The sequence below is a fragment of the Arachnia propionica genome, from assembly GCF_003859805.1.
Classification (GTDB): Bacteria; Actinomycetota; Actinomycetes; order Propionibacteriales; family Propionibacteriaceae; genus Arachnia; species Arachnia propionica_C.
Genome location: NZ_RQZG01000018.1, coordinates 1 through 25,059 on the forward strand (window position 1 = coordinate 1; position 25,059 = coordinate 25,059).

At 67.0% G+C, this 25,059-nt stretch carries 23 protein-coding genes; 20 read left to right on the top strand and 3 right to left on the bottom strand.

Going from position 1 to position 25,059, the window contains the following annotated elements:
* The 5 genes from EII34_RS16045 to EII34_RS13170 all read left to right on the top strand — a co-directional run.
* Nucleotides 1–650 (top strand): hypothetical protein (locus EII34_RS16045; RefSeq protein ID WP_221620306.1); only part of this gene is annotated, 650 nt, incomplete at its 5' end.
* Nucleotides 651–660: 10 nt separating this feature from the next.
* Nucleotides 661–1,389 carry a hypothetical protein gene (locus EII34_RS13155; RefSeq protein WP_124845629.1) on the top strand — a complete coding sequence of 243 codons (729 nt, stop codon included), beginning with the start codon at nt 661–663 and terminating at the stop codon, nt 1,387–1,389.
* A 28-nt stretch (nt 1,390–1,417) separates the two neighbouring features.
* On the top strand, nt 1,418–2,659 hold the full coding sequence (locus EII34_RS13160; RefSeq protein WP_124845630.1) for a hypothetical protein: 1,242 nt from the start codon (nt 1,418–1,420) through the stop codon (nt 2,657–2,659).
* 79 nt (nt 2,660–2,738) lie between these two features.
* Entirely contained in the window at nt 2,739–3,026 is a 288-nt protein-coding gene (locus EII34_RS13165; protein ID WP_124845631.1) for a hypothetical protein, read from the top strand.
* Nucleotides 3,023–4,315: a hypothetical protein gene (locus EII34_RS13170; RefSeq protein ID WP_124845632.1), complete on the top strand. Its 1,293-nt coding sequence runs from the start codon at nt 3,023–3,025 to the stop codon at nt 4,313–4,315. The genes EII34_RS13165 and EII34_RS13170 overlap by 4 nt, the downstream gene beginning before the upstream one ends.
* Before the next feature lie 211 nt (nt 4,316–4,526).
* On the opposite strand, the gene EII34_RS13175 is transcribed toward EII34_RS13170, so the two are convergent.
* Complete coding sequence (locus EII34_RS13175; RefSeq protein WP_148092633.1) at nt 4,527–4,757, bottom strand: hypothetical protein; 231 nt, start codon at nt 4,755–4,757, stop codon at nt 4,527–4,529.
* On the opposite strand from EII34_RS13175, the gene EII34_RS13180 reads away from it, so the two are divergent.
* Nucleotides 4,756–5,289 carry a hypothetical protein gene (locus EII34_RS13180; RefSeq protein ID WP_124845634.1) on the top strand — a complete coding sequence of 178 codons (534 nt, stop codon included), beginning with the start codon at nt 4,756–4,758 and terminating at the stop codon, nt 5,287–5,289. The two genes, EII34_RS13175 and EII34_RS13180, sit on opposite strands and share 2 nt — an antisense overlap.
* A 255-nt stretch (nt 5,290–5,544) precedes the next feature.
* On the opposite strand, the gene EII34_RS13185 is transcribed toward EII34_RS13180, so the two are convergent.
* Complete coding sequence (locus EII34_RS13185) at nt 5,545–6,288, bottom strand: GntR family transcriptional regulator (protein ID WP_124845635.1); 744 nt, start codon at nt 6,286–6,288, stop codon at nt 5,545–5,547.
* 164 nt (nt 6,289–6,452) lie between these two features.
* Here EII34_RS13185 and iolC point away from each other — a divergent pair, with 164 nt between their 5' ends.
* The 3 genes from iolC to iolD are packed head-to-tail and all read left to right on the top strand — an operon-like array spanning nt 6,453 to nt 10,235.
* Nucleotides 6,453–7,433 carry a 5-dehydro-2-deoxygluconokinase gene (iolC, locus tag EII34_RS13190; protein ID WP_260425156.1) on the top strand — a complete coding sequence of 327 codons (981 nt, stop codon included), beginning with the start codon at nt 6,453–6,455 and terminating at the stop codon, nt 7,431–7,433.
* A 23-nt stretch (nt 7,434–7,456) separates the two neighbouring features.
* Complete coding sequence (gene iolB / locus EII34_RS13195) at nt 7,457–8,329, top strand: 5-deoxy-glucuronate isomerase (protein ID WP_124845637.1); 873 nt, start codon at nt 7,457–7,459, stop codon at nt 8,327–8,329.
* Between the two features lie 22 nt (nt 8,330–8,351).
* On the top strand, nt 8,352–10,235 hold the full coding sequence (gene iolD, locus EII34_RS13200; RefSeq protein ID WP_124845638.1) for a 3D-(3,5/4)-trihydroxycyclohexane-1,2-dione acylhydrolase (decyclizing): 1,884 nt from the start codon (nt 8,352–8,354) through the stop codon (nt 10,233–10,235).
* A 74-nt stretch (nt 10,236–10,309) separates the two neighbouring features.
* On the opposite strand, the gene EII34_RS13205 is transcribed toward iolD, so the two are convergent.
* On the bottom strand, nt 10,310–12,625 hold the full coding sequence (locus EII34_RS13205; RefSeq protein ID WP_124845639.1) for a DUF7824 domain-containing protein: 2,316 nt from the start codon (nt 12,623–12,625) through the stop codon (nt 10,310–10,312).
* A 306-nt stretch (nt 12,626–12,931) separates the two neighbouring features.
* Here EII34_RS13205 and EII34_RS13210 point away from each other — a divergent pair, with 306 nt between their 5' ends.
* From EII34_RS13210 to EII34_RS13260, 11 genes are all read left to right on the top strand, one after another.
* On the top strand, nt 12,932–14,677 hold the full coding sequence (locus tag EII34_RS13210; protein ID WP_124845640.1) for a sensor histidine kinase: 1,746 nt from the start codon (nt 12,932–12,934) through the stop codon (nt 14,675–14,677).
* A 106-nt stretch (nt 14,678–14,783) separates the two neighbouring features.
* Nucleotides 14,784–15,452, top strand: a complete 669-nt coding sequence (locus EII34_RS13215; protein WP_124845641.1) for a hypothetical protein — start codon at nt 14,784–14,786, stop codon at nt 15,450–15,452.
* Between the two features lie 210 nt (nt 15,453–15,662).
* The gene (locus tag EII34_RS13220; RefSeq protein WP_124845642.1) at nt 15,663–16,346 is read left to right on the top strand and encodes a response regulator transcription factor; all 684 of its coding nucleotides are present in this window, start codon (nt 15,663–15,665) and stop codon (nt 16,344–16,346) included.
* A gap of 62 nt (nt 16,347–16,408) precedes the next feature.
* Nucleotides 16,409–18,133, top strand: a complete 1,725-nt coding sequence (locus EII34_RS13225; RefSeq protein ID WP_124845643.1) for an ATP-binding protein — start codon at nt 16,409–16,411, stop codon at nt 18,131–18,133.
* Nucleotides 18,134–18,224: 91 nt separating this feature from the next.
* Nucleotides 18,225–19,133, top strand: a complete 909-nt coding sequence (locus tag EII34_RS13230) for a hypothetical protein (RefSeq protein WP_124845644.1) — start codon at nt 18,225–18,227, stop codon at nt 19,131–19,133.
* A gap of 95 nt (nt 19,134–19,228) precedes the next feature.
* Nucleotides 19,229–20,248, top strand: a complete 1,020-nt coding sequence (locus tag EII34_RS13235; protein ID WP_124845645.1) for a hypothetical protein — start codon at nt 19,229–19,231, stop codon at nt 20,246–20,248.
* 82 nt (nt 20,249–20,330) lie between these two features.
* Nucleotides 20,331–21,320: a hypothetical protein gene (locus tag EII34_RS13240; RefSeq protein WP_124845646.1), complete on the top strand. Its 990-nt coding sequence runs from the start codon at nt 20,331–20,333 to the stop codon at nt 21,318–21,320.
* A gap of 61 nt (nt 21,321–21,381) precedes the next feature.
* On the top strand, nt 21,382–22,104 hold the full coding sequence (locus EII34_RS13245; RefSeq protein WP_124845647.1) for a response regulator transcription factor: 723 nt from the start codon (nt 21,382–21,384) through the stop codon (nt 22,102–22,104).
* Between the two features lie 108 nt (nt 22,105–22,212).
* Nucleotides 22,213–22,746, top strand: coding sequence for a hypothetical protein (locus EII34_RS13250; protein ID WP_124845648.1), 534 nt, complete (start codon nt 22,213–22,215; stop codon nt 22,744–22,746).
* A 128-nt stretch (nt 22,747–22,874) separates the two neighbouring features.
* Entirely contained in the window at nt 22,875–24,098 is a 1,224-nt protein-coding gene (locus EII34_RS13255; protein ID WP_124845649.1) for an AlbA family DNA-binding domain-containing protein, read from the top strand.
* 18 nt (nt 24,099–24,116) lie between these two features.
* Nucleotides 24,117–24,971, top strand: a complete 855-nt coding sequence (locus EII34_RS13260; protein WP_221620307.1) for a transposase family protein — start codon at nt 24,117–24,119, stop codon at nt 24,969–24,971.
* Nucleotides 24,972–25,059: the final 88 nt, after the last annotated feature.

Genomic DNA, 25,059 nt, shown 5'->3' on the forward strand with positions numbered 1-25,059 from the left:
TCATCGCCCTGGTGGTGGCCATCGTGGTGGCGGTTGTCGGGTTCGGTGGGTGGTGGTTCCTCGGCAACCAGGACTCACAGCAGGCCCAGCCCCAACCGACGGCCGTGGTGCCGACGCAGCCCCGGGACCAGTCCCCTGCCCCGACGCAGACACAGGCACAGCCGCAGGGCCAGCAGCCGGAGAGTCAGCCTCAGCCCTCGTCCCAGGGGCAGAGTCAGCCTCCGACCCAGGAGCAGCCCGAGGTCGAGCCGGAGGAACCGAAGGTGTCCAGGAAACCGTCGGGCCAGGACACGGGGAAGAGTCGGCAGGACAGCACCCCGGCCCCACCGCTGCCGAAGCGTTTTGCCCAGTTCACCTTTGAGGAGGAAAAACAGAGCAAGGGGGAGTCGGCCAGGTACAGGGCTGAGGACGGCACGTCAGTCACCGTCACCTATGCCGACTACGTCACCTTCGACGAACTCGAGCTTGACGGGGCCCGCCCCATCGGTGACTGGAGCTGCTTCACGCAGAAGAAGGAAGGGCAGACAGACACTGTGGCATGTGGTGGTCCTGCCTACGAAGGGGTCGTCTTTCTCGGAGCAGTTGCCGACAACTACAGCCCCCAGGACATCGCGGGCATCGGCGACAGTCTGATGGCGGTGTGGAAGTGACGGGAGACGAATGACCATGATCGATCCGAATCATCCCCAGTACCACGGTCCGCTGCAGCGCAGGAGCAGCACCGGGATCATCATCGCCCTGGTGGTGGCCATCGTCGCGGTCGTCGGTGGCGGGGTGTGGTTGATCATCACGCAGAACCAGCAGGCGGCGACGGTTCCACTGGAACCGGTCACCGTCGCGACCCCCACCGAGGAGACGTCCCCGGCTCCGGTGGAGACCACGCCGTCGGCACGGCAACCCAGCGAACCACCCGAGGAGCAGAGGACGACCCCACCTGGGGGAAACACTCCGCCCGGTGGGCAGGAGAGCGCGCGGGAGCAGACCCCGGGTGCTGAGCAGGGCGGCCAGGAGCAGCCCGATCAACGACGACGTGGCGACGACGGCGGTGGTGAGGCTCCCTCGCTCCCGCAGGAGTTCGGCGATTTCAAGGCGACCGAGGACCCCGGCAGTTCCGCCTTCGTCATCTACTCCGGAACCGGGTCGCGCCACATCACCGTCCACTACCTGACCGAGGTGGACGAGATGAAGCGGCACGTGGAACAGATGAAGAAGGCGGAGAAGATGGACATCTGGACCTGCGGTGTCGTCAAGGCCAACGGCACCGACTCGACGGCCTGCGTCACCGAGATCCACCGCGGAGTGGTGATGGTGACCTCCCTCAACACCAATGCGACCTATTCAAACGTGGCGGACATCGGCGACGACCTGCTCGACGCCTGGGGCAGGTGACCCGGACCCCTGGACCTGAGGAGGAGAGATGCAACTGAAGGGAATGACCTTCTGCTTCGATGTCCCCGACGACTGGGAGAGCACGCACCGGCCCGGTCACGTCATCGCGGCCTCGCCGACCCCGGTGCTGGGGTTCGCGCCCAACGCGGTGCTGCGGGAGTCCCGCATCGAGGACACCGGTGATGCCCTCGCGGCGGTCAGCCAGGCCAGGCTCCGCGCGTCGGAGAACCTGCTGCCGGGCACGCTGCCCCTGGGCGTGCAGGCACTGGTGCGTCACGACGTCGAACACCGTCGCCTCTGGTTCCTGCTGCCCCTCCAGCTGGAGGCGCTGCACGGCAACGTGCTGAGTGTGCTGGGCATGCAGGAGATCGCCGTCGTGGACGAGGTGGTGGCGGAGCTCACCGTGACCGTGCCGCTGGTGGGGTGGAGCCCGGGGGACGGGTACCACGCCATGCTCGACACACTCCGCCCGCTGCCCAGCGGGGAGCGGATGAAACCGCTGGGCATGACGGAGGTCGCGGCGGCGGAGCTGGACGAGTGGGCGACGGCGAGGGATGGGGTGCCGCGGGAGCAGCTCTCCGGAGCACCGCCGACGGAGCTGGTGCTCCAGGCCCCACCGATCGTGCTCAGCAACCAGACGGCGGAGCACTTCCTGGCCAATGCGGCCAATCGGGTGTTCGCGCCGGTCACGGGAGAGGTCAGACAGGAGCTGGCCGCCGGTGGGATCGTCGACGACACGGGGAACCTCACCCCGGACGGGTTCTGGTACGTCGACCACATCCTCAGCGGCCAGTCCCGGAAGATTTCGTTCGCGGGGCCTGGGCGCAATGCTGTCAGGTTCTGGTTCACCGACCCCAGTGCCGTCTTCGTCATCCCCCACCCGGAGCAGGAGGGGCACAGCCTGCTGGGTTTCTGCCCGTCGAACGACCTGTTCCGGCTGGTCCTGTCCTGGGCAGGACTCACCTTGTCGTGGCCGATGGAGGTGAGGCTCGAACTGGAGGAGGGGGTGTTCCGCGCCAAGGCCGACCACGGCGTGGTCCCGGAGGGCCACGACGGCGACGCCGCCGAGTTCCTGACCGAGGACTGGCAGCTCACCTCCTTGTCAGGGCCGAACGGCAGCATCCTCACCTGGGTCCACACCCGGACCCGGGGCGACGCGATGGTCCGGGACGGATCCCGACTGGACAACACGATCCTCATCGAACAGGACCCATCAGAACCGTTCTGGTGGACAGTGATCGAAGCAATGGTGAAGGAAGGAGAGGAATGAGATGGGTGTAGGAAATTGGCGGATTGAAAACTCTGCCTGCCATGCCGTGCTTTCTCGGGTGGAGATGCAGAATGACGAAGTGAAGGATGTCCACCACAAGGTCTCTTCCAGTGTGGACGAGGTGGGCAATGCCTGCATCGGGAAGAGTGCAAAGATCGGCTCCCGATTGAATGCGTTGTACAACAGGGTCATCACCAGGAGCATGACTGGGGCTGAAACCCAGATCGACAACGCGGTTTCTGCCGGAAGGAGCATCCTCGGTGTCCATGTGCAGGCGAATGCCGAGATGGAAGGAAATGTCCGGCGATTCGAGCGGGAGGCCTTCGAGCTCGACGAGTTCAGGATCACGGATGGGAAGCGCGTATGAGAATCAACGCAGAGGGGCTCAAGGATTGGCCAGATCCCGATGCGATACACGATGGGGCCTCGAATCTGCAGGCAGCCGGAGGTGAGTTCTTCGAGGCGGTCGGCGCTGCACGCAACATCTGGAGGGAACTCAGTGCGCACTACTGGACAGAAAGTGCCGAGAATCTCTATGCGGCGCTCAATCACCCAGCTGACGTCTCGGCGGCGAGTGTCCAGAATTCCACGACTTTCGTCGCTGGGGCCTTGACGGTGTTCGGTGGGGAGATCGGTGTGCTGCGCACGTACATACCCGCCCTCGAGCAGGAGGCTGAAGCGTACAACAGCTACACCAGATCTGCATCCGATGAGCCGGGCACCCCTGAAGCAGCTGCTGAGGAGGAGCGGGCGAGGCAGGAGCAGGGGAGGGATCTGCAGCAACGCATCGATGACCTCGTCAAGAGGTACGAGGAAGCCATCGACAAGTGCAATGACCTGCTGAACGGGATCAGTGAGGACGGTCTGCCCTCCGAGGACTCCGCCGCCTGGCTGGACTTCCTCGCGAGCTTCGGTGTCAATGTCGGGATGGCGGGCCTGAAGGCCGCTGCAGCCGCGTGGGTCGTTGACACCTGCACGACCACGATTCGACACTACGACACCGGCCCCAATGGCGAGACGATTCCGAGACGTGTGCGACCTCGGAATCGTTACGTCGATCGGCACCATCGAATGGACTGGCGGCGTCTGATCGAGACTGACAATGTGAAGAACGGATCCTACCTGGAGCGTTTCAGGAGGAATCTGAAGGGCTCTTTCGTCACTCCGCCGAACATGGTCGAACGCCACGGCGGTGTCACCAACAGGGTCCACAGTGACACCACTGGCCACACGACAGAGGGTCGCATGAATCACAGGACCGCGGCGTCGAGTGTGGGTCGTGGTCTGGGGCGAGCTCTTGGGGCTGCCGGTACTGCCCTTCTCCTGCATTCGGAATACGAACAGGCGGACCAGAGACTCAAGGAGGAGAGGCCCGAGCTCTCCGATGATGAGAGATTCGCCCATGCAGCAGGGACGGCTGCTGCGCGGGGCGGGTCCCAGATCCTGGTGTCCGCAGTCGCCGGTGCCGCGATCGGCTCCGCCCTCCCCGTCGGTGGAACCGCAGTTGGACTGGTGGTCGGGTTGGCTGTCGGGGTGGCCATGAGCATCCCGACAGGAGATGACAAATCGATCGGAGACCGTATCGGAGATGTCGGTGAGGGTGCTTTCAACATGGCTGTGGACCTGTTCTCATCCCCTGTTCCGCAAGGACCGTGATCGGGGTCTCGACTCGGACTGTTCACTGCGTTCACGGTCCGGCTCGGCCAGGGGTGGGACGTGTTGGCTCCGGACCCGACCACCCGTGGGCACGAATCGCCGTTCTGCTTTGCCTTGGAACGTTTCATCGCCTGGGTCATGCAAGCAACCCGCAAGTTCGTGCTCGCATTCTGACGCGGTGACCTCGCCGGATGTTAGCGTCGCGGGAACTTCAATGATTGGAGACTGCCGTGAACAGACGACGTGGAACTGTCCTGCTGGGAGTTGTGACCCTGTGTGCCGTCGTGTCCTGTGCTCCGAGCAGCCCGGAGCCTGCCCCTGCGGTGGAGACGTCAGCGGCCGCCACCCCGGCCGCAGATGGGTCGAGCAGTTCGACGGCTCCTGGCAGCGCCTCCCCGAGCAGCAGGCCGAGCAGTTCCTCCTCGAACACCGTCACCAGCATGGAGATCACCAGGACCGAGACTGCGGATGGCGCCGTCAGCTTCGACTACTCCGGTCTGGGCTTCGTCCTGCCCCCTGGCAGCGGCCATGACAGTCCGCAGAAGAAGAGCCTGTCCTGGGATCTCCGGTTCCACCCGGAGGGGGTCGATGCGTTGGTGGTGTTCTCCTGGATGGGTGACAACCAGGTGGGAGAGGGCCTTGACTTCGCAGGGGTCGATGACCTCGCCGCCAAGACGAGCAAGGCGCTCGAGGAGAAGGGCTGGAGTGTTGCCAGGCAGCCGATCACGGTTCAGGGGGCCCGCGAGGCCACGTCACTGACCTGGGTGGAACCTGCCACCGAGGACACCCGGCAGGAGTTCCCGGGCATCGACCGGTTCGCCTGCACGGTGGCCATGGTCCTGGGCAAGAACGGCTACTACTACGAGGCCACCTACTGCTTCGGTGAAGGTGACGCGGCCGCCGAGGCCATGGTCGACGAGTCGATCAAGAGCCTCAGGATCGACGTCGGCTACCCCGGGAACCGGGAACGCTGAGTTCTGCTCTGAACCACGATCCGCCGTTCGAGCCGCGAGGCGGGCGTGGTGCGCCGGGCACGAACTGGCGGGATGCCTGCATGACGTGCCGATGCCAGCGTCCCCATCCCACCCGGCACGAACTGCGGATCACGAACGGCAGCATCGCCTGCTGACGTCCTGATCGTTTTCGCCTCTGTTGCGTGCTCGGGACATCACGCTCGACCACCCCGCCGACGCCCGCTGCCACGAGGACAGGACGACACTTCGTGCTCGTCAGGACGTGAACAGTGAGAAGTGGAACGAGTACAGCGACGGGCGGTAGACGTGGGTGCCGACCTCGATGATCCGGCCCGAGGTGGCGTGCCCGGTCCGCTCCATCGTGAGCAACGGTGCGCCCATCGGCTCGCCCAGGGCCTCGGCCTCCTCCTCCGTCGCGCCACGTGCACCGATCACCTGACGGGCCGAGGTCACCTCCACGCCCCGCATCGCGAAGCAACGGTAGAGACCGTGGTCACCCAGTTCCTGCCACGTCGGGGCGATGTCCAGCGGGATGAAATTGGTCAACAGCGCCAGCGGATGACTGTCCGCGTAGCGCAGCCGCCGGATCGCCAACAGCCCCTCCCCCCGGGCGATGCCCAGCTGTTCCGCCTCCGACGGCGACGACTCCCGCACCGTGTACTCCAGCACCTTCGTGGTCGGGGTGAAACCGGCCTCCGAGAGGTCGTCGTTGAGGGAGGACAGCTTCATGGGACGGTGCACGTGCGGTGGGGTGACGCGGGTGCCGACGCCACGCCGTCTGGTCAACAACCCCCGCGACGCCAGTTCCTGCAACGCCCGCCTGGCCGTCGGTCGGGCGACATCCAGCCGCGCTGCCATCGACACCTCGTCCTCGATCATCGCCCCGGCGGGCAGGGCACCGGAGAGGATGGCGGCCTCGATGGGCTCGGCGATCTGCTGGTAGAGCGGCACCTGGGAGTCACGGTCCAAGGAGATCTCGGGTTCATACGTGCGGTCCACGCTGACTCCTCACTGTGTCGATGGTCAGGAGCCCTCCCGACCATATGGCGCTGTCACGTCATCATGGTAACGCCATACCTGCAGATTTGTCAGGACATTGGTTGACTGAGGAGGTGACCAAGGGCAGACTTGGGGAACGGTCCCAGCCCCAAGGAGTCATCGCCGTGGATGAGCCAGTCATCGATGTGTGCACCATCGGTCGGTGTGGCGTCGACCTCTACCCACTGGAGATGAACACCCGCCTGGAGGACGTCACCCGTTTCGGCAAGTTCCTCGGCGGATCAGCCACCAACGTCGCCGTCGCCGCGGCCCGCCTCGGCCACACCGCCTGCACCGTCACCGGAGTGGGCGACGACCCCTTCGGTCGCTTCGTCCAGGCCGAGATGACCCGCCTCGGCGTCGACGCCAGCCACGTCGTGGTCAACCCTCGTTTCAACACCCCGGTCACCTTCTGTGAGGTCTTCCCACCCGACAACTTCCCCCTGTTCTTCTACCGCCAACCCACCACCCCGGACCTGGAGATCAGCATCGACGACCTGCCCGCCGAGGCCGCGACGGCCCGCATCCTGTGGCTCACCCTCAGCGGCCTGTCCGTCGAACCCTCCCGCAGCGCCCACCACGAGGCACTCCGACGACGGGACGGCCACGGCTGGACCGTGCTGGACCTCGACCACCGACCCCGGTTCTGGGCGAGTGAGGAGAAGGCCACCGAGCAGGTCCACGCCGCCCTCGACCACGTCGACGTGGCGATCGGGAACCTGGAGGAGTGCCGCATCGCCGTGGGTGAGGAGGAGCCCGACGCCGCGGCCTGCGCCCTGCTGGAACGCGGCGTCCGCATCGCCATCGTCAAGCAGGGCCTGATGGGAACCCTCGCCCGCACCGTCGACGAACGGGTCCACGTCCCCGCCACGAACGTGCAGGTCTGCAACGGTCTGGGAGCCGGCGACGGCTTCGGTGGGGCCGTGTGCCACGGTCTGCTGCACGGCTGGGGGTTGGCCGAGACCATCGCCTTCGCCTCGGCGGCCGGCGCCATCGTCGCCTCCCGCCTCGAGTGCTCCACCGCGATGCCCCGGGCCGACGAGGTGGAACGCCTCATGGACAGCAACCCCCAGGTACGACCCGTCGTCAGTCGGGTGCACCGCTGAGACCCCCTCTGGAAGGAAACAGGATGGACAACGACACCCATGTCATCAAGGCCGGGAGCACCGCCCACGGCCAGTTCGAGACCGATGTCAGCGTCGAGCGTGCCGGCTGGGAGTGGTGCTCCATCCGGGTGCTGGCCCTGCCTGCGGGTGGGCAGCAGGAGGTCACCTCCGGTGAGGCCGAGCTGCTGGTGCTGCCCCTGACAGGCGGCTGCACCGTCGAGGTCGACGGCCACACCCACCGGCTGCAGGGTCGCGACGAGGTGTGGAGCGCCATCACCGACCACCTGTACATCCCCCGCGGTCAGAACTTCACCATCCGCAGCGAGGAGGGCGGTCGGTTCGCGCTGCCCGCGTCCAAGGCCACCCGCGACCTCCCGGTGAGGTACTGCCCGGCCAGCGAGGTCGTCACGACGCTGCGTGGGGCCGGGAACTGCTCCCGTCAGGTCAACAACTACGCCCTCGGCAACGACCTGGAGACCTCCCACCTGCTGGTGTGCGAGGTGCTCACCCCGGGCGGCAACTGGTCCAGCTACCCGCCCCACAAGCACGACGAGCACAACGACGTCGAACGGGTGCTGGAGGAGATCTACTACTACGAGGTGCGCGGCGTCAACGACACCCCGGGCTTCGCGCTCCAGCGGATCTACCCGTCGGGCCATCCCATCGACGTGTGCGCCGAGGTGCACTCGCGGGACGTGGTCATCATGCCGCACGGCTACCACGGCCCCTCCGTCGCGGCCCCCGGCTACGACCTCTACTACCTCAACGTGATGGCCGGCCCCGCGGAGGACGCCACCTGGCTCATGACCGACGACCCCGCCCACACCTGGATCCGCGGCACCTGGGAGACCCAGCAGGTCGACCCCAGGCTTCCCATGACCCCGCTGAACAACTGACGCAACAACGGCAAGGACATCCATGAACACCGTGAGACTCACCGTCGGCCAGGCCATCATCCGGTTCCTGGTCAACCAGTACAGCGAACGCGACGGCGTGGAGCAGCGCCTCATCGCGGGTGCCTTCGGCATCTTCGGGCACGGCAACGTCGCAGGGATCGGGCAGGCACTGCTGCAGAACGACCTCGATCCCGGGCCCGACGGCGGCCGCATGCGCTACATCATGCCCCGCAACGAGCAGGGCATGGTCAACGCGGCGGCGGCGTTCGCGAAGACCACGAACCGGCTGAGCACCTGGATGTGCACCGCCTCCATCGGGCCCGGCTCCCTCAACATGGTCACGGGGGCGGCCCTGGCCACGACGAACCGGCTGCCGGTGCTGCTGTTCCCCTCCGACCAGTTCGCCACCCGCCACCCCGACCCGGTGCTGCAGCAGGTGGAGGACCCGGTCTCGCCGATGACGGCGGCCACCGACTGCTTCCGGCCCGTCTCCCGGTTCTTCGACCGCATCGAACGGCCCGAGCAGCTGATCCCGTCGCTCATGGCGGGGCTGAGGGTGCTGACCGACCCCGTCGACACCGGGGCCGTGACCATCGCGTTGCCGCAGGACGTCCAGGCGGAGGCCCACGACTGGCCCGAGGAGCTGTTCGCGCGTCGGGTGTGGCACGTGCGCCGCCCACCCGCCGAGGGGGCCGCCATCGAACGCGCGGCTGCGATCATCAAGGAGGCGAGGAAGCCACTCATCGTCTCCGGCGGCGGCACCATCTACGCCGGGGCGTCGCAGCAGCTGCGGGACTTCGCCACCGCGACCGGCATCCCCGTCGCCGACACCCAGGCGGGCAAGGGGGCCATCAACCACGACCATCCGTGCGCCGTCGGTGGGGTCGGGTCGACGGGGGCGGCCTCGGCCAACGCGCTGGCCGACGAGGCCGACGTCGTGATCGGCATCGGGACCCGCTACTCGGACTTCACCACCGCCTCCCACACCCAGTTCAAGAACCCTCACGTGCGGTTCGTCAACATCAACGTGGCGGCCTTCGACGCGGCGAAGCACTCGGCTGAGATGGTCGTCGCCGATGCGCGTGACGGCCTGGAGCAGCTGGGCCGGGCACTGGAGGGATACCGCGTCGACGAGGACCACAGCCGTCGGGTCGCGGAGCTGAAGCAGGCCTGGCAGGAGGCCACGACGGAGTGCTACCAGCGCGGTCAGACCCCGCTGCCCGCCCAGACGGAGGTGTTCGGGGCGCTCAACGAGCTGATGGGGCCCACGGACGTGGTCATCAACGCGGCCGGGTCCATGCCGGGTGATCTGCAGTGCCTGTGGCAGGCCTCCACCCCGGAGCAGTACCACGTCGAGTACGCGTTCTCCTGCATGGGATACGAGATCCCGGCGGCGATGGGGGTGAAGCTGGCCCGGCCCGACGCGGAGGTCGTCGCGATCGTCGGGGACGGCACCTACCAGATGCTGCCGATGGAGTTGGCCACCGTCGTGCAGGAGCGCCTCAAGGTGATCTACGTGCTGCTGCAGAACCACGGCTTCGCCTCGATCGGGGCGTTGTCGGAGAGCCACGGGTCGCAGCGCTTCGGCACCCGCTACCGCACCGGGGACACCCCGCACAACGCCGACGGTGAGCTGCTGCCGGTGGACATCGCGGCGAACGCGGAGTCGTGGGGGCTGAAGGTGCTGCGGGTGGAGAGCATCGCCGAGTTCCGTGAGGCCTACGCCGAGGCCGTGGCCGGGGACGTGCCGGTGATGATCCACATCGAGACGGATCTGTACGGCCCGAACCCGCCCGGGTCCAGCTGGTGGGACGTCCCGGTCTCCGAGACCTCCAGGATCTCCTCCACCCAGCAGGCGCGCCAGTGGTACGAGGGCAAGAAGGCCGATCAGCGGCACTACCTCTGATCGATCCGACGGGGGCTCCCGCCACTCCTCGCGCCGCCACCCGGTGGCGTGAGGCAGGGCGGGAGCCCCCGTCGTCACAGCTTCCCGACGATCTCCCGCGCCAACTGGTGGGCCTTCGACCTGCCCTTGCCCGCCGCCAGGGCCCGGATGTTCGGCAGTGCCGCGACCTCCGGGACCTCCGGCAGGCGGTGGTTCAGCACCTCCAGCACCGCTCCCGTGTCCCGGGGCAGTCTCGGGGTCCCGGCCCGCTGCTCCGCGATCCGCACCAGCAGCGGCCACACCAGCTGCAGCGCGCCCTCCTCGGCCAGCAGACCCAGCAGTGCTGCGACCTTCGCCCGGTCCGGCTCCCACTCGTGGACCCAGATGTCGTCCCAGGCGTCGTGCAGTGTCTGTGGGCTCAGCCTGCCCTCCTCCCACGCGTCCAGCAGTGCTGCGGCCAGTGGCGGCAACTGACCAGTGGCGCACTCGCCCGCCAGCGCCAGGGCCGCGAACGCGGTCACCGCATCGACGGGGCGCGCCGCGTCGATCACCTCCGCCAGCCGACCCACCGGTGGGGTGGTGGAGAAGGCCAGCATGCCCAGCACCCCGACGGCGGGCCGGGCCGGGCAGGAGGGCAGCAGCCGGATCGCGAGCTCCCAGCCGTGCGCCCCGACGTTGATCCCGGTGAAGGGACGCGTCCAGCCGTCGTCGATGCCGAGCTCCCTCGCCCCTGCGGGCTCCTGCCCCTCGACGATCATCCGACGGGCGGGATCGGTGATGGTGGTGGAGGGGCGGAAGTCGAGGTGGGCCGCCGTCACGGGCTGGTCCCGCCACGCATCGACGGCGGTTGCGGCCGCACCGGTGAGCTCCAGACGGGGAAGGTCACCGGTGACCCGACTGAGCGCCACCAGCAGGTCGGCGGCAGACGGCTGCACCCCCGCGTCGCGATGGGCGCCCAGCCGCGCGGCGAGCACCTCACCGTCGATCCGCAACCCCTCGTGGGTGGGGGTCGACAGCACGCAGGGCAGGGTGCCCACACCGTCCAGCACCTCGCGGTGGCGGCGGGCCACCAGCTCGCTCAGCGGGGTGGTCTTGGGTCTCGGTGGCCTGCCGGTCGCCCACGCGTACAGGCACTGCCGCAGCAGGTCCGCCGGTCCCATCGGTCCCATCGACGAGAACAGCCCGCGGGTGGCCTCCGCACCGATCTCCCGCCCGGTCAGCACGAGGCTCGCCAGGGCCTCCTCGTGGAGGTTCGGGTCGGGTTCGCGCGCGTTGTCCAGCCGGGCCACCAGCTCCCGGGCCGACGGCTCGTCGAGCACCCTCCCGAGCGTGCACGCGGCAGGTGCGGGCAGGGCGGGACCGCGCCACAACCCCAGCGTGCTGGGTGCAGCGACATCCCCCCAGCGCTCGAGGAGGCCGGTGGCGAGTCTCGCGGTGGCCACATCGGGGTTGCCGGTCAGCTGGGCCAGGGTCTCGCGGAGCTCCTGCGAAGGGGACTCCAGCCGGTCCAGGGCCTTCAGCACGGTGCGGCGGTTGCCCTTCTCCTTGCGGGGCAGCACCGCGACGGCGAGTGCGTCCAGCTGCGCGGCGGGCAGCTCCGGGGTGAGCAGCTCGGGCAGCACGGCCTTGACCACCGTGCCGTCGGCCAGGGGCAGGGCCGCGATGATCCGGTCCGGGTCGGTGACCAGCGACACTCCCAGGGCCTCGGACCAGTGCAGGGCGGCCCGTTGGGCGCCTGGCCGGTCACCACGCTCGATGACGCTCGTCAGTGCCTCGGCCAGGGCGACGTCGTCGACCTCCTCCACGGCCCGGACCTCGGCGATCCCCTGCGCGACCTGCTCCCGGTGCCAGTCCTTGTCGGTGTGGAACTGGACGAAGGCGTCCGGGGCCTGGCACGCGGCGAGGAACTGCTCCACCCAGCGGCGTCCGGGGCGGGGCAGCGACAGGTCGTCGTCGTTGACCCAGGACTCCCAGATGGCTGCCTGGGTGGGCATCGGGAGGTCGTGCGCGACGACCAGTTCCAGCAGCAGGTCCGCCAGGTACCCGGTCACCCGGCGGGGACAGCGCTCCACCAGCTCGGCCGCCCACCCGGGGCCGAGGGCGACGGCGGCCCGCAGGAAGGGGTCGCGGTTGCACCGGTGGTTGACGACGTCGTACAGCAGCCAGGAGCCCGATGGACTGATCAGTTTGAGGAACTGCGACGGGGTGACCCCCAGCGCCACGGCCAACACGATGACGGCCACCCTCTGGTCGCGGTCCGTCGCCTCCTTGTCCATCCGGGCCGTGGCCCGGCCCGCCCCGGCCGCTGCGGCGGCCCGCTCCTCGGCGGACAGGGCGGCGACCGCGTCGATCATCTCGGTCAGGGAACCGGCGGCAAGGTCCTGGTACCGCTGGTGGGGCCACGCTGACATGGGCTTCCTCCGATCGGGGATGTGGTGGGGATGAATGTAGCGTGCCGCCCCGACAAGAATCCGGCCACGGCGCGGACGGCCCGTGTCGGGACCAGGTGACGGGGCCTGCGGACCCCCGCGGGGTCTCGACGTCCCGGGCACCCTCGGCTCGACCTGCGGGGAAGGAGGAACACCGTCGCCGTCGTCCTGGGCCGGTCGTCCCCCGCATCGTGCTCGGGGTCGTGCGGGCGGTGCTGCTCCACGTCGGCGGAGCCGACTTGACAGGTTTTTGACAGCGACTGTGGCAGGCTGTCCGAGGAGGTAGGCATGTTCCGCACCGTTCGGGCCCGAATCGTCGTCCTGACCGCACTGGTGGTCGTCACCTCGGTGGTGCTGACCGCCGTCGTGGTCTCCCTCGCCGTCCAACGGGCGGCCCGGCAGGAGGCGGTCCAGACCCTCAACCATGACGCCATCATCTTCCAGAGCCTGCTGGAACACGGCATCCAGCACAGCTCCTGGGCCGATGTCGGGCCGCTCGTGGAGAGACTGGCCACCCAGTACGACCGACGCATCGCGTTGAAGAGCCCGGCGGGACAGCTCATCGTCGACTCCGACGAACTGCTCGGCCGGCAACCTGCACCCCTGCGACCCGACCCGGAGGGGATCATCAACCCCAAGGACCCGGCGGTCTTCCCCATCGACTACGACCTGGCCGACGATGCTCCCGTCGAGCTCACCGAGGAGGACCGTCGGGTCCATGCGGAACGCGTCCAGGCGAGCCTCGCCTGCCTCGACTCCCACCGGATTCCCCACGAGACGGTCCTCCAGGAGACCGGACTGACGGATGTGCTCCTGTCCGAGGAAGCAGGGCTGAGCGACACCCAGTGGGATCAGGCCGCCGACTGCCTGACCCCGCTGGATCTTCCCCTGCCCTCGGAGGAACAGACCTGGAACATCGACCAGGAAGCACTGAACCGGTGCATGCGGGAACGCGGGATCACCGAACCGGCACCGACGTCACCGGGAGGATCGACCCAGCAGGTCTCCCGGGCCTGGCTGGACTGCGTCAACCAGCAGACCCACCCCAAGGTGGCCCCGGCCGTGCAGCTGTTCCTCGGTTCGGAAGGACACGACCCGTTGAGTCTCGAAGGACTGGCGACCTTCGAGACCACGGGCATCGTGGGGTGCATCATCGTCGTCGCCGGCATCGCCGTGATGGTGCTCTCCACCCGGATCGCCCGACCGCTGCGCACCCTCACGTCCGCGGCGACCCGACTGGGACGAGGCGAGCTGGACGTGCGCGTCGAGGTCCCGGACCGCACCGAGGTCGGGACCCTGGCCGAGACCTTCAACTCGATGGCCGAGTCCCTGTCCCGCAGCGAACAGGCCCGACGGCAGATGACGGCCGACATCGCCCACGAGCTGAGGAACCCGCTGGTGACCCTCGGAGGGGGACTGGAGGCCATCCAGGACGGGATCTACGAGCCGACCCCGGAGGTGATCGGCAGCCTGATGGAGGAGACCACCCACCTGAGACGCCTGGTCACGGACCTCAGGGAACTGGCCCTGGCCGACACGGGACGGCTCACCGTCGAACGACTCCCCCTCGACCTGGCCGATGTCGTCTCCGCCGTCGCCACCGCCCACATCCCGGTCGCGGCGAAGGTGGGGGTGACGCTCGAGGCCACCGCAGCGCCCGACCACTGGGTGGACGGCGACGACACGCGGCTGCGGCAGGTGATCTCCAACCTGCTCGGCAACGCCATCCACCACACCCCCGACGGCGGGACGGTGTCGCTGCGTCTCGGCAGGACGGCAGAGGGCATCACCCTGGCGATCACCGACACCGGCGAGGGCATTCCCGCCGAGCAGCTCCCCCACATCTTCGAACGGTTCTGGCGTGCCGACCCGAGCCGACACCGCGTCGCCGGCCGCACCGGCCTGGGACTCGCCATCTCCGAGGCCCTGGTCAAGGCCCACGACGGCACCATCACCGTCGCCTCGACGGTGGGGGAGGGGACGACCTTCACGATCACCCTGCCCGAATCCCTGACCCCGGAGGAGGTTCCCTGAAATCTGACCGACAGCTGACTGCTTCTTGACAGTTTCCTGACACACGACTGGGCAAGGTGGATCACACGAGGGAAAGCCCCTCAGGAACTCCAGGAAGGTGATTCAGATGTCACTGATTCGCAAGTCTCTCGTCGGTCTCGGTGCCGCCCTCGTCGTCGCCGGCTCCGTGTTCACCGCCGACGTGGCCAGGGCCGAGTCCACCACCTATCCGGCCGAGGCCAGCGTGGCCACCCCGGACCTGAAGGACCAGGAGCAGGCGTTCCACAAGTTCCTCACCGAACGGGGGATCGAGCACCGGATGGAAGTCGTCGACGGCGTGGAGACGGTGGTCTTCGACGTCATCAGTGAAGAGGTCATCAAGGCCACGGAAGAGTTCTACAACAGCCAGATGCCGGACCGGGAGGAAGTGGCCAAGCAGGCCAAGGCCGATGCCGAGGAGATGAAGAAGTACCTGGCGTCCCGGGGCTTCGACGTCGAGGTCGTGGTCAACGAGTTCAACACCGTCGAGGTCCCCGCCGCCGATGAGAACGACAAGATCCTCGATGCCGTCGACGACTTCTGGTGGCAGAAGGACCCGATGAGCGAGGCCGAGATCGAGGCCGCCAATGCCGAGGAGCAGCGGCTGGCGGACCACCTGACCGCCCGCGGCTTCACGATCACCGTCGAGACCGACCGGCACGGCCTGAAGATGGTCAACGGGGACTGGGACGACCCGAAGCTGGAGGAGGCGATCAACGAGTTCTTCGCGTCCGAGGCCCAGCCCTACGAGGAGTGAGTGACCCCTCCTCCACGTGACTGCACAGACCACCCCCCCGAGCAGGTGGAGGAGTTTCCCCAACCGGCCCGGTGAGGTCCTGCGACAAGGGCCTCACCGGGTCGGTTCTCGATGTCCTGCCCGTCCGGCCAGCCGAGACCTCCCCACCACGGCGGAGCCTCTATGGTTGGACGAGGGAGGTGGCCCCAACCACACATTGCGAGGAGTCGGATGTCTCGGATCCTGATCGCGGAGGACGACCCGAAACAGGCCCACCTGCTGCGGGCCTACCTGGAGGCGGAGGGCCACCGGGTGACGGTGGCGGCGGACGGTGCGGAGGCGCTGGAACGCATCCGGGAACGCCGCCCCGACCTGCTGCTGCTGGACGTGATGATGCCCCGGGTGGACGGCTGGCAGGTGCTGCAGGAGCTGGGGCCGACCGGTGAGGTGCCGGTCATCGTGCTCACGGCCCGAAGTGAGGAGTCCGATCAGCTGTTCGGGTTCAGCCTCGGCGCCGACGACTACGTCACCAAGCCGTACAGCCCCCGTCAGGTGGTGGCGAGGGTCAGGGCGGTGCTGCGCCGTACCGCGCAGCCGGAGCAGGAACGGGTCCTGCAGGCGGGGCCGATCAGCATCGACCTGGAGCGCTACGAGGTGCGGGTCGCGGGTGAGGTCGTCGAGCTGACGAGCCGGGAGATGGCGCTGCTGGTGGCGCTGGCGGAGCAGCCGGGGAAGGTCTTCACCCGTCAGTACCTGCTGCAGGAGGTGGCGGGGTTCGACAGCCTCTCCCTGCAACGCACCATCGACATGCACGTGCTCAACCTGCGTCGCAAGATCGAACCGGACCCGACCCATCCGATGTACCTGGTGACGGTGAAGGGACGAGGCTACAAGCTCGTGGTCCCGACGGACTGACCCCTGGGTGACCCGGGAACGGACAGGGGACCGTCCCTGCCCGGATGTGGGACGCTGGAGCCGTGTTCCGAACTGTTCGATCCCGGATCGTCACGCTCATCACGCTCGTCGTCGTCGCCGTGGTGGTGCTCACCGCCGTCACGGTCTCCCTCGCGGTGCAGCGGGCCGCGAAGCAGGAGACCGAGCAGCCGCTGCGTGACGACGCCGTCATCTACCAGGACCTGTTGACCTACGGCAGTTCCAACGACTCCTGGGACGATGTCGCCCCGGTGGTGAAGGACCTGGCCGTGCGTCACGGGAAACGCGTCGCCCTCGCCGGGGCGGAGGGGGTCTTCGTCGACTCCGACGAGCTGCTCGGGATCGACTCCGGAAAACTCAACGCGTCCCCGCAGGCCGTCATCGACCCACGCAACCCGTTCTCGGAGGTGGTGGTGAACCCGACGGTGATCAGCATCAAGACCGATGACCAGAAAGGTCGTGACGAGCGGAAGGGCAGGATCAGTGCCTGTCTGGTGGCCCTGCACGCGGATGCCGTCGTCAGCTACCGGGACGACGCCCCGGACATCTCGTTCAAGGAGCCCATCAGCGACGAGAACTGGCCCAGTGTCCTCAACTGTCTGCTCCCCGTGCAGCAGCCCCTCCCGGACGACAGCCTCGAGCTGGGGTTGACCATGGATGTGCTGCAGCAGTGCCTGGCCCCCACCCTGGGCGAGGTCGGGTGGGTGAACTCCGGGACCGGGCCGACGGTCATCGACGACGTGTTCAACGAGCGGGTGGTCAAGGCGATCGGCAAGTGCATCGAGGCCCACCGCAGCGATGTCAGCGCCCCTCCGGTGCAGCTGTTCATCGGCTCCGAGGGACACGACCCGTTGAGCTTCCAGGGGCTCGCGACGGTGGAGACCGCGCTCATCGCGACCTGCATCATCACCGTCGCGGGGGTGGCCGGGCTGGTCCTGACCACACGGATCGTGAAACCCCTGCGGACCCTCACCGCCGCGGCCACCGAGCTGGGTGAAGGTGGTCGTGGGATCCGTGTCGAGGTGCCCGACCGCACCGAGATCGGGACCCTGGCGGAGACCTTCAACTCGATGGCCGAGTCGCTGGACCGCAGCGAGCAGGCCCGGCGTCAGCTCATCGCGGACATCGCGCACGAGCTCGGGAACCCGTTGGTGACCATCGGCGGGGGCCTGGAGGCCATCCAGGACGGCATCTACCAACCCAGCCCCGAGGTGATCGGCTCCCTGTCCGAGGAGGCCACCCACCTGCAGCGCCTCGTGACGGACCTCAGGGAACTGGCGTTGGCGGACACCGGCACCCTGCCCATCAAGAGGGCCAGGGTCGACCTGGCGGAGCTCGCGACGGCGACGGTGGCGGTGCATCTTCCCGTCGCCAGGGCGGCGGGGGTCGAGCTGCGGGTCGTCGCCGAGGGGATCCACTCGGTGCTGGGGGATGAGACCCGGCTGAGGCAGGTGCTGGCCAACCTGCTCGGCAACGCCATCCATCACACCCCGGCCGGTGGGAAGGTCGAGGTGAGGGTGATGACGCTGCCGGGAGCGGTCCGGCTGGAGGTCTCCGACACCGGTGAGGGCATCGCTGCCGAGCACCTCCCGCACGTCTTCGAACGGTTCTGGCGGGCCGACCCCAGCCGTCACCGCGACAGTGGTCGCACAGGGCTCGGCCTGGCCATCTCCGACACCCTGGTCCGGGCCCAGGGCGGCACCATCGCCGTCGCCTCCACCCCCGGCGTGGGGACCACCTTCACCGTCGACCTGCCCCTGCCGGGGTGACGACGTCAGTGCTCACCTCCCTCCCGGGTCTTGACAGGACCGGGGCGGTGGGGATGGGGTGAGGCACACCTCGAGTGGGAAGGAGACAACGGTGTCGAGGTTTCGTCGTGCCCTGGCCGGGGCCGTGGTCGTGGCAGTCACAGGCCCGTTGCCCGTGGTCGGGCCGGCCCACGCCGATCCCCGACCGATGGACGTGGACCACGTCGTCAGGATCTCCGACGAGGACTCCTGCACCATCTTCGGTGAGGAGCATGCCCGGATCGAACAGGAGCTCCTCCACGAGCGGATGCTCGAGCAGGGGGTGCCCCACGTCGTCGAGATCACCGATGGAACCATGGAGGTGGTCGTCGACGAGGACGACGAGGAGGCCAGGGCGGCGCTTCACCGGATCCGGGGCGAGATCGGCATGAGCCCACCCCATGACGACGAGGAGACCCGGAAGGAGATGCAACGCACCGCCGACCACCTGGTCTCCCGTGGTCTGAGGGCGCGGGTCAGGGAGGTCGGAAGTGGTCTGGCCCTCGAGGTCGACTGGAGTGATGCCGATGTCCTGATCGCCCTGGAGGAACTCGACTGGGAGCAGGACCCGATGAGCCCGCAGGAGATCAGGGAGCACAACGAACAGGAGGAGGAGAAGGTGGCCTTCCTCAGGCAACGCGGTGTCACGGTCGAGGTCAAGACCAGCTCCCACGGGGTGAGGTACGCGGAGATGGACCTCGACGACGTGACGACGACCATCGCCCTGCACGAGTTCGAGCACCGGGATGAGACGTTGTCGCCGGAACACGTCGAGAAACGGAACCGGGATCTGGAGGAACTGGTCGCCCGGTTGCGGGCCAAGGGTGTCAGGGCCGATCTGCGGAGCAGCAGCGACGGCGCGGCACACCTGGACGTCGACCTCAAGGATCTCAGGGTGAAGGCAGCCATGGCCGAGATCCGCAGGGAGGACCGCGGACCGGAGCGGCTGCTGTTCCTCACCCGGGAGTTCCAGGAAAATTGATGGGGGACAAACATGGTCTTGATCCAGTCTTGATGCAGGGGTGCAAGAGTGGCAGACCACAAGGGGACAGCGGGTGAGAACAGGAAGGTGCTGTGATGAATGGAGTACGGCTTGCGGCAGCCGGTCTCGCCGTGGCGACGGTCACCGTGGTGATCCCGATGGTGTGGTACCACTCCGCCAAGGCCGAGGGCACCCCGTCGACGACCTCGACCCCAAGGATCAGCGCCCCGGTGAGCCCCACCACGGAACCCACACCGGCCCCCACGTCGAGCACAGCCGTCCAGGAGGAGGTGGACCTGGTCGCGATCGTGGATCTCGGCATGTCGATCCCGCACTACCGGAACCGGGCAGAGGCGGAGGAGCTCGTCGCCTACCTCAGGGCCAACGGTGTCAACGCCGAGCTGCGGGACAAGACGGTGGGGGAGTCCAGCTTCACCTTCCACGTCGACGGGGCGGATCCCGGGGCTGAACACTTCGACGTGCTCCTCGAGAAGTACCGCTGGATGACCCGTTGGGCGGCGGAACCGTGGAGTGGGCCGAAGCTCGAGGCACACAACGCGGCCGTGGCGGAGTACGCCGCACACCTGGTCGGCAAGGGGATCCCGGTGGAGATCAAGGCCACCGAGGACGGGGTGGAATTCCCCGTGGAGACCGGCTCCGCCTCGTTGGAGGACCTGAAGCAGGAGTTCCTGATCTCCAAGGGACGCGGCAAGTACGACGAGGACGGCCTGTTCTGGTTCATCCCGACGAAGGCCGAGCTGGATGCCGAACGGGCCAGGACACAGGAGCTCGTGGATCACCTGCACTCGCTGGGGCTCGAGGCCGGGATCGAGGAGACGGAGTTCGGGATCAGGCTCGTCGCGGACCTCGACGACGTGGACGTCCTCATGGCCAAGGAGGAGTTCGAGTGGGACGAGACGCTGGACACGAACCGTCCCGAGGCGATCGAGGCCTACAACCGGGACACGGAGGCGTTGGCGGCCCATCTTCGGAAGAAGGGTTTCGAGGTCGAGATCAAGACCAACCGTTACGGGCTGAAGTACGCCGACCACGACAGGGATGAGACGGCCGAGGCGGTCGAGGAGTTCTGGGCGAACCACGAGTTCGGCAGTTGACGTCTCTGGGGTCCCGTCGCGTCTGCCCCTCACCGGCGGGACCCCAGGAATCCTGGAGGGGGGCGGGAACGGAGGAAAGGCAGTGAGGAACACACAGCTGCGTGTGGCAGCGGCAGGTGTCGCGGTCGCTGCCGTCGCCGTCGTGACCCCGATGGTGTGGCACCACCTGGCGAGGGCCGAGGACACCCCGTCGACGGTCCCGACCCCTGAGGTCAGCGCTCCGGTGAGTCCCGTCGCCGAGGTCGAGGCACCGGAGGTCACGGCGACACCGATGGTCGAGGATGACACCCGGTGGGACCTGACCTCGTGTCGGCACCGGTCGCTCCATGACACCCGGGAGGAGGCCGAGGCCCTGGCGGCGCACCTGAACTCCCTGGGCCACGAGGCCAGGGTCACCGATGAGGAGGACCACTTCGCCTTCCGCCTCAGCGATGGTGGGGTCGCGGCACGGATCGCCATCGACGAGTACCTGTGGGAGAAGGAACCCTGGCCCGCGTCGCGCGTCGAGCAGTGCAACGCCCTGGAGGAGGAACTGGCGGCGTACCTCAGGGCGCGGGGGATCGAGGTCGAGGTGCTGAGCAGCCGGTACGGGGTGACCTACCTCGACCCGAAGGGGGCGGTCCCGCAGGTGAGGGGCGCGGAGATGGACTTCCTCGTCGAGAAGGGGGAGGTGACGCGTGTCGAGCACGAGGAACCGGATCACCTGCCCCCGCTCGATCCGGAGACCGAGAAGGCCGAGGTGCAGGCGCTCGTCGACCATCTGACGTCGCTGGGTTTCGAGGCCAGGATGATCAAGGTGGGGGATGGCCACAGCGTCGATGCGGATCTCGACGACGTGGATCTCTGGATCGCGATGGAGGAGTTCGAGTGGGAGAAGAACCCGATGTCCCCGCAGGAGATCGAGGAGAACAACCGGGGTGAGGAGGCACTGGCGGCTCATCTGCGGGCACGCGGCATCGAGTGCGAGGTCAAGACCAGTCGGTACGGGGTGAAGTACACCGATTACGGTCGTGACGAGGCGACGGAGCAGGTCGTCGCTGAATTCTGGGAAGAGTACACACGCAACAACTGATCTTCCGGGGCCCCGTCACCTGCCCCCCTCGGCGGGGCCCCGGATACCACGAAGGACTCACATGGCTCACATACTCATCGCGGAGGATGACCACAAGCAGGCCCACCTGCTCCAGGCCTATCTGCAGGCCGAGGGGCATCGCGTCGTCGTGGCGACGGATGGGGCGCAGGCGCTGGAGCGGATCCAGGAGCGTCGCCCCGACCTGCTGCTGCTGGACGTGATGATGCCGACGGTGGACGGCTGGCAGGTGCTGCAGCAGCTGGAGGTGCTGGGGGAGGTGCCGGTGATCGTGCTGAGCACCCGGGCCGCCGAGGCCGATCAGCTGCTCGGTTTCAGTCTCGGGGCCGACGACTACGTCACCAAGCCGTACAGTCCTCGTCAGGTGATGGCCAGGGTCAGGGCGGTGCTGCGTCGCACCGCTCGTGCCGAGACCGAGCAGGTGCGACTCATCGGTGATCTCCGCATCGACCTGGACCGCTACGAGGTGCGGGTGGCCGGGGCCCCCGTCGCCCTGACCAGCCGCGAGATGACGTTGCTCATCACGCTGTCGGAGCATCCGGGGCGGGTGTTCACGCGGTCGCACCTGCTGGAGGAGGCCGCCGGGATGGACAGCCCGGCCCTGGAGCGCACCATCGACATGCACGTGTTCAACCTGCGGCGCAAGATCGAGCCGGACCCGGCCCATCCGAGGTACCTGCTCACCGTCAAGGGTCGCGGCTACAAACTGGTCGCCCCGGAGAACGTCGGGGCCGCCGAATCCGCCTCACCCACCCCGACCCGTTGACCCCTGACCCGTCGAGTCACGTTATGTCATTTCAGGGAGTTTTCGGGCATGTTTGCCCGAAAACGCATCACTGATGCCCGAAAACCCTATCGATAGACTTCGCCTGTGATGCCGAGAATCAGGTACTTCGACCAGGACGCCCTCGTGCCCGGGGAGAAGGAGGTGCTGGGTTTTGTCGATGCGGCGGGAGCCCCCTGCCTGGCCGCGACGTACAGCGGCGGCCGTCTGGAACGTCGGAACCTGCTCGCCGGTGAGGCGTTGGAGGCATGGGAGGCGTCCGGATTCTTCGTTCTCGCGGAGGCTGATGGGTTCGGGTCGGTCGCGGTGGTGGTGGATGGCGGCCTGTTCCAGGCGCGCCGGTTGTCCGACGGGGAGGTCCTGCTCAGCGTGGACCCTCCGGCGGCTGACCTGTGGCGGGTCCTGCCGTGCACGAACGCCGAGGGGGCCCGGAGGTGGGTCTGCCTCTTCGGCCGGGAACTTCATGTCCTCGACCCGATGAGCGGCCGCTGGTTCGACCCGGTCAGCATCAGCTACCCCGTTCGCGGCAAGGACGAGGACATGGTCCACGACGTGTGCGCGGTGCCCGGGGGAGGCGTGGCGTTGGGCCTGGTCAACGGCTGGGCCATGGTCGACCTCGACTGAGGGCCGACGCGAAGAACACAGGGGTCGGATCGTCCTGACCCAATGGTGGCGATCTGGGTGCGTGGGGCATCACGGTAACAGGAACCCTGGGTTGGTTCATTGTGGGTGATCACTGCTATTCTTGTGGCATGAGTTTCACTGCCCTTCATCGCGTTTTGGGGCGCGCTCCTGGTCCGTTGACGGATGAACTCCTCGATGAGGCGGTTGCGACGGGTGTGTCTGAGACTGCCGATCTGGATTGGAAGTCGAAGCTCCCACCTCAGGACAAATTGAAGCAGGGCGACTTCCCGAAGGACGTTGCAGCCATGGCGAACAGTGGCGGCGGCGTCATCGTCTTCGGGGTGAAGGAGGCGCAGAAGAAGGCGACTGAGCGCGTCGATGTGGGAGAGTTCGATGAGAACTACGAGAGGTCGCTTCGTAGTGCTGCGATCACTGCGATCACCCCACCCGTGTTCGGCCTGAACGTGATCCGACTCGGTTCCCCAGGAGAGAAACGTGCCGTCGTCGTCGAGGTGCCTGCCAGCATCGATGTGCCGCACCTCATATACAGGGGGGAATGCTTTGGCGCACCCGTTCGGAACGATGCTGACACGGTGTGGATGAAGGAACGTCAGATTGAGGCGATGTATCGCGCGCGTTTCGATGAACGCCGCCATGCCAGAGAGGCCCTTGATGTGCTGTACAGAGAAGCAGCGGCTGGGCGAGACTCAGGGAATCGTGCGTGGCTGATCGGAGTAGCCCACCCGCGCCTGCCTCGCGTCGGTAGTCGTCTCGCGCGTGACGATGCCCGCGGTATTCTCGGGAAGGCGCATGGGCTTGCCGAGTCTTATGTAGGCAGCGTCTTTCACCCGTTGGAGAGCGTTGACCAGCTGAATCCACGCCCAGGGTTGCGTCGCTGGGTCGCTGTGAACAGCGCGAAAAACGCGGGCTCAAAGTTCAAGGAGGCTTGGGCGAGCATCCACCACGACGGATCAGTCACGATCGCCTGCATTGTTGGGGGCTATCCCACTTTTTCAGGTGTATGCCTGGAAGGCTGGCAGGTCCAAGCCACGGCCATCGAATGCGCTGTTGCAGATCTCATGGCACTGGTGCGCGAGACGGCGGCCGCGACCGGCGGCGGTGAGTATGACATCCGGGTCGGTGTCGAATTCACAGGCGAGGAGCCGTTGAAGTTCGTTCATGTTGACGTCAAGAAAAAGGTCCAATCTGACGGGGATGTGCCACTTCATCGATTCTCGCCGGTCGAGCTGACTGTGAATGCCTCCGAGCCCGACGTGGATTTCCAACAAAGTGTCCAGGACCTCGCCCAGGACTGCATCAACCAAGGGGGCTTGTCGGACTTGGAGGCTTAGTCAAAATGTGAAGATGAATTGAAGAATTACGCGTGTCATGTACGTGAGGAAGGCTCAACTTCCGGAACAATTGACAGTAGCAACACAGTCAATAGAAAGTTGAGCCTTCACATGTACTCTAGCACAGGTTTCCATGACGAGCAGATCGATGACATCGTCGCACGTGTTGATGAGGTGGTGGAGGTGCCTGCCTCCCGGGTGGGAAGGAAACGAGTGTTGAGTCTGCGTGACTGTGTTGTCGTGGTCCTGATCTACCTGCGTTCCAACCGCACCCAGGCATCGATCGCTGACCAGTTCGGTGTGTCGCAGAAGACGGTCTCTCGCAACATCGTGTCCTTGACCCCGATCCTCGGTCAGATCCTGACCGACCACACCCCCACGGTCGAGGACCTCGACCCCACCGAACCACTCATCATCGACGGTACCCTGCTGCCGACCTGGTCATGGCGCAGCATGCCAGAACTGTTCTCCGGCAAGCACAAGACCACTGGGGTCAACGTCCAGGTCGCATGCGACCTGACAGGGCGCCTCGCTTTCGTCTCCGACCCGATGCCCGGACGCACCCATGACACGAAAGCCCTCAGAGCAACCGGTCTGCTCGACCACATCACCCCGGGACAACTCATCGGGGACAAGGGATACATCGGACTCGGCATGATCACCCCCGTCCGAGCGCAACCGAACCACCAACACACCGAAGAAGAAAAGAACTTCAACAAATCAGTCAACACGATACGCCACAAGATCGAACGAGCCATCGCCAACCTCAAAACCTGGAGAATCCTCCACACGGACTACCGCAGACCCTTCAAAACACTCACCGAAACAATCACCACGGTACTCGCACTCCACTTCTACAAGAACACATTTTGACTAAACCTCAACCTGCTGGTCTGTGGTGAGGAATGGTGGAACCGTCATGGATGAGCCCTCAACAGAGAAGGACCCCCGCAGGGTGCAT

Coding starts and splice junctions, on each gene's coding strand:
- EII34_RS13155 (WP_124845629.1), top strand. CDS start 661: ATGACCATGATCGATCCGAATCATCCCCAGTACCACGGTCCGCTGCAG.
- EII34_RS13160 (WP_124845630.1), top strand. CDS start 1,418: ATGCAACTGAAGGGAATGACCTTCTGCTTCGATGTCCCCGACGACTGG.
- EII34_RS13170 (WP_124845632.1), top strand. CDS start 3,023: ATGAGAATCAACGCAGAGGGGCTCAAGGATTGGCCAGATCCCGATGCG.
- EII34_RS13180 (WP_124845634.1), top strand. CDS start 4,756: ATGGAGATCACCAGGACCGAGACTGCGGATGGCGCCGTCAGCTTCGAC.
- EII34_RS13175 (WP_148092633.1), bottom strand. CDS start 4,757: ATGCTGGTGACGGTGTTCGAGGAGGAACTGCTCGGCCTGCTGCTCGGG.
- iolB (WP_124845637.1), top strand. CDS start 7,457: ATGGACAACGACACCCATGTCATCAAGGCCGGGAGCACCGCCCACGGC.
- iolD (WP_124845638.1), top strand. CDS start 8,352: ATGAACACCGTGAGACTCACCGTCGGCCAGGCCATCATCCGGTTCCTG.
- EII34_RS13205 (WP_124845639.1), bottom strand. CDS start 12,625: ATGTCAGCGTGGCCCCACCAGCGGTACCAGGACCTTGCCGCCGGTTCC.
- EII34_RS13210 (WP_124845640.1), top strand. CDS start 12,932: ATGTTCCGCACCGTTCGGGCCCGAATCGTCGTCCTGACCGCACTGGTG.
- EII34_RS13215 (WP_124845641.1), top strand. CDS start 14,784: ATGTCACTGATTCGCAAGTCTCTCGTCGGTCTCGGTGCCGCCCTCGTC.
- EII34_RS13220 (WP_124845642.1), top strand. CDS start 15,663: ATGTCTCGGATCCTGATCGCGGAGGACGACCCGAAACAGGCCCACCTG.
- EII34_RS13235 (WP_124845645.1), top strand. CDS start 19,229: ATGAATGGAGTACGGCTTGCGGCAGCCGGTCTCGCCGTGGCGACGGTC.
- EII34_RS13245 (WP_124845647.1), top strand. CDS start 21,382: ATGGCTCACATACTCATCGCGGAGGATGACCACAAGCAGGCCCACCTG.
- EII34_RS13250 (WP_124845648.1), top strand. CDS start 22,213: ATGCCGAGAATCAGGTACTTCGACCAGGACGCCCTCGTGCCCGGGGAG.
- EII34_RS13255 (WP_124845649.1), top strand. CDS start 22,875: ATGAGTTTCACTGCCCTTCATCGCGTTTTGGGGCGCGCTCCTGGTCCG.